Raw genomic sequence first — 3,545 nt, 5'->3', positions numbered from 1 at the left:
CACTGGGGTCGGCGCTGGCCGCGCTCACGCTCCGGTGGTGGCCCCGCGCCTCCCATCTGCGGCCGGCCGCCGGGCCACCGCGCCGCCAGGCGCCGGCACTGCCCGAGGGGAAGGGCCTGTCGGTGGTGGTCAACTCCGGCTCCGGCAGCGGCGCGCTGACAGCCGACGGCCCCGAGGAGACGGCCGCCACGCTGCGCACCCTGTTGCCCCGCGCCGACGTCCGGCTCTGCGGACCCGACGACGACCTTCCCGCCCTGCTCGCCGAGGCCGCCGACCGCGCGGCGGCGGCAGGCGGCGCGCTCGGGGTCTGCGGGGGCGACGGCACCGTCAACCTGGCCGCCGGGCTGGCCGTCGAACGGGGCCTGCCGCTCGCGGTCTTCCCCGGCGGCACCCTCAACCACTTCGCGGCGGACCTCGGCATCGACGGCATGGAGGCGACCGCGGCCGCCGTGACCGCCGGCCGGGCGTGCGGGGTGGACCTCGGGCTGGCCGCCGACGGCACCGGGCGACGGTACTTCCTCAACACGTTCAGCCTGGGCGTCTACCCCGAACTGGTCAGGGTGCGCGAGGAGTTCGAGGACCGGCTGGGCAAGTGGCCGGCGCTCGCCGTGGCCACGGCACGGGTCCTGGCGACCGCCGAGCCGGTCACCGTCCGCGCCGGCGGTCGCGACCGCCAACTCTGGCTGCTGTTCGCCGGCAACGGCGCCTACGACCCGCCGGGCTTCGCCCCGACCCACCGCACCGGGCTCGCCGACGGCCTGCTGGACATCCGGGTGGTCGACGGCGCGCGGCCGTTCGCCCGGACCCGGCTCGCCGCCGCGTTCCTGTCCGGCACGCTCGCCCGCTCCCGGGTCTACCACGGCGCCCGGATCCGGGCCCTCGACCTGGAAGCCCTCGGCGACGCCCACCGCATCGCCGTCGACGGCGAGTCCGTACCCGCCGCCGGCCCGCTCCGGCTGACCAAGGCCCGCCGCGCCCTGACCGTCTACCGGCCCGCGACGGACTGACCGCCTCGTCGCGTGCCGCCCATTGGCCGGCGAGGCCGAGCAAGTCGGGGTCGGGGCCGGGGCCGGTGTACGGGCCTGACTGTTCGATCAGCGGGAGACCGAGCCGCTGCTGCCCCACCAGCGGCAGCGGCTCGGTCCGGCCCCACAGGTTGACCCACTCCAACCCCGGCGCCTCTTCCCCACGGTCTACTCAACGAGCCGACGAGCAAAGAGACATGGGCGCCATACGGCCTGCCGTGGACGGCCGCGTCACGAGGGCGGGCCGCGGCGGCGAGCCCCGAAGGGCGGCTGTCCGGCTACCCTGCGGGAATGCCGTACGAGCTCAGCGCCGTCATGGGACGTTTCGACCTGCTCAGGAGCCTGACCGCCGGGATTCGGGAAGCCGTCGTCGCCCCGCTCCGGCAGCGCGTGGGACTGGTGCCGGTCACCGGACAACTCCTTGAGGAGGTGACCGGATCGCGTGCCGGTCAGGATGGCGGCGGGCCCGACGGCCAACCCTTCGGCGTCGTGCCCCCGGCCTTCGAGCAGACCTTGAGCCACTGGGCCCTGGGCGGAACGATCGCCTATGTGGAGGCGGACTTTCACGCAGGACGCGGCGCGCAGGCCGCCGCCGTGTGGCGAGCCGGCGCGATGGTGTGGGGCCCGAACCGTACCGGGGACTTCAGCGGTCCACGGGAGGACTGGCCGATCAATGCCGCGCTCGCGCTGCTCGATGTCGTTCCGAGCGGCTCCGGGGAGGCGAGGCACCGCGACCTGTTTCTGGAGGTGGGGCTTGGCCGGGAACAGGACATGGACGGCTGGCAGTTGGCCGGCCGGGACGCCCGATGGGCGGCGACCTACGACGAGTGGCGTGAGGAGCAGGAGAGAGCGGCGCGGGCCGCCGCCGAGTTCGAGAGGAGCAGGAGGCTCCCGGACGTTCCGGTGGCCCTGGACGGAAAGGCGATCATGGAGCTGCTCGGACTGCCTCCCGGCCCACTGATCGGTGCGGCCACTCGCCACCTCCAGGACCTGCATCTCCAACGCGGCCCGCTGTCACGGGAGACGGCCGTAGCCCGGCTGCGCGCGTGGGCCGTGGAGCAGGACGCGGAGCGAGCGGGCGGCGACACGGCGAGCGGTACGACCTGAGGCACCTCCGGCCCCACAACGACGGAGCTGGCCCGGCGACACGCACATCCACCCGTCCGGGTGACAATCCCCGCTTTGACGCGATGCGGGTCCCTAGGGTTCGGAGCACCGTTGGTCTACGAAGGGATAATCATCATGTACCGCACCATCCGCCGGTTCGCCGTCCTCCTCGCCGCCGTCGGCGCCGTTTCCCTGCCCACCCAGGCCTTCGCCGACGAGGTCACCGTCGTCACCACGACCATCACCGTCATCGGCACCGGCAACCAGCTCGCCGGCGGCGACATCACCAACGTGGGTGGCGACGCCATCATCGGCTCCTTCGACGGCATCACCGTCAGCTGACCCACCGACCCCGCACCGCCCGCGCGTCCCATGCGCGGGCGGTGCACTCCCGTCCGGGCCCGGCGCCGGGCACCCCCCGGTCAGGCCCTGCCGCCGCGCGCGGTGGGGCGCCCGGGCGCCCCACCGCTCGGGACCGGCTGCCCGGCGGAGCGCCACCCGCTCAGGTCTCGCGCTGCGGGTGGTACTCCGCCTCGGTTATGCCGAAGGTCCAGGCCACCCCGGCCCGGGCGCTGACCGTGCCGGGCGGCACCCGCAGCCAGTAGGTGCGGAAGGTGCCGTCGGGCTCGGCGGTCGAGTTGACCACCTCGACCATCACCACCGGCTCGTCGGCCGGCAGCTCGATCCGCCAGAGCACGCCGGTCTCGTCCTTGTGTACCGGGACGGCGCCGGAGTCGGCGAGGTAGCGCTCGTAGCCGTAGTGCTCCAGCAGGACGCGGCGCAGCTCGGCGTTCTCCTCGGTGCGGATCCGCTCCACCGTGACGGCGCCGAGCCCGGCGAGGAACTCGGCGGGCACCGGCATGCCCCGCCAGGCGTGCAGGGCGAAGCCGTCGGAGTACGCGAGGGCGGGGCCGTCGGCGTGGTCGAGCCGGCCCGCCTCGTCGCGGTGCAGCGCCACCGGGCGCTCGCTGACCAGCACCACGTCCGCGTAGGGCCACCACCAGCCGGCGCCGCGCGCGACCTGCGCCAGTGCGGCGATCGCCTCGCCCTCGGGCCCGCCGGGCACGCTCGGCGCGTCCGGACCGTCCGGCGCCGCTCCCAGCACTCCGGCCGCCTCGAAGGCGGCGAACCAGGGCGCGTCGAACTGGCCGCGGACCGCGTCGAGCAGCGCGAGGCGGGCGACGACCCGGCGTTCCCGGGCGGCCTCGACCACGTCGCCGTCGTCGATCTCGGTGTCCGGCTCCGGCGCCAGCCGGTCGAGCACGGCGCCGCGGATCCGGTCGGCGAGCGTGTTGGTCACCGGGCCGAGCTCGCCTCCGGTCAGCGCCCAGAGCGGCGCCCAGCCCTCCGGGCCGGTCCGCTCGACCGCCTGTCGGCGGACCGCGTCCCACGGCAGCGTCCGGACCTCCTCGC

4 protein-coding genes are annotated in these 3,545 nt (G+C 75.2%); 3 read left to right on the top strand and 1 reads right to left on the bottom strand.

The window, feature by feature from the left end; translation table 11 throughout:
• The 3 genes from ABD308_RS32470 to ABD308_RS32460 form a co-directional block, all read left to right on the top strand.
• Positions 1-1,007: diacylglycerol/lipid kinase family protein (locus tag ABD308_RS32470; protein WP_344343068.1), on the top strand; the 1,007-nt coding region annotated here is incomplete at its 5' end.
• A gap of 309 nt (positions 1,008-1,316) precedes the next feature.
• The gene (locus ABD308_RS32465; protein ID WP_344343066.1) at positions 1,317-2,132 is read left to right on the top strand and encodes a hypothetical protein; all 816 of its coding nucleotides are present in this window, start codon (positions 1,317-1,319) and stop codon (positions 2,130-2,132) included.
• 135 nt (positions 2,133-2,267) lie between these two features.
• Entirely contained in the window at positions 2,268-2,474 is a 207-nt protein-coding gene (locus ABD308_RS32460) for a hypothetical protein (protein ID WP_344343064.1), read from the top strand.
• Positions 2,475-2,634: 160 nt separating this feature from the next.
• On the opposite strand, the gene ABD308_RS32455 is transcribed toward ABD308_RS32460, so the two are convergent.
• The coding region (locus ABD308_RS32455; RefSeq protein ID WP_344343062.1) for a DUF6745 domain-containing protein at positions 2,635-3,545 on the bottom strand (911 nt) is incomplete at its 5' end.

The organism is Kitasatospora putterlickiae, assembly GCF_039527695.1.
Classification (GTDB): Bacteria; Actinomycetota; Actinomycetes; order Streptomycetales; family Streptomycetaceae; genus Kitasatospora; species Kitasatospora putterlickiae.
This window is presented reverse-complemented; position numbering and strand designations above follow the sequence as displayed.

Excerpts from the sequence above, each read along its gene's own strand:
- ABD308_RS32460 (WP_344343064.1), top strand. The coding sequence starts at position 2,268 with ATGTACCGCACCATCCGCCGGTTCGCCGTCCTCCTCGCCGCCGTCGGC.
- ABD308_RS32465 (WP_344343066.1), top strand. The coding sequence starts at position 1,317 with ATGCCGTACGAGCTCAGCGCCGTCATGGGACGTTTCGACCTGCTCAGG.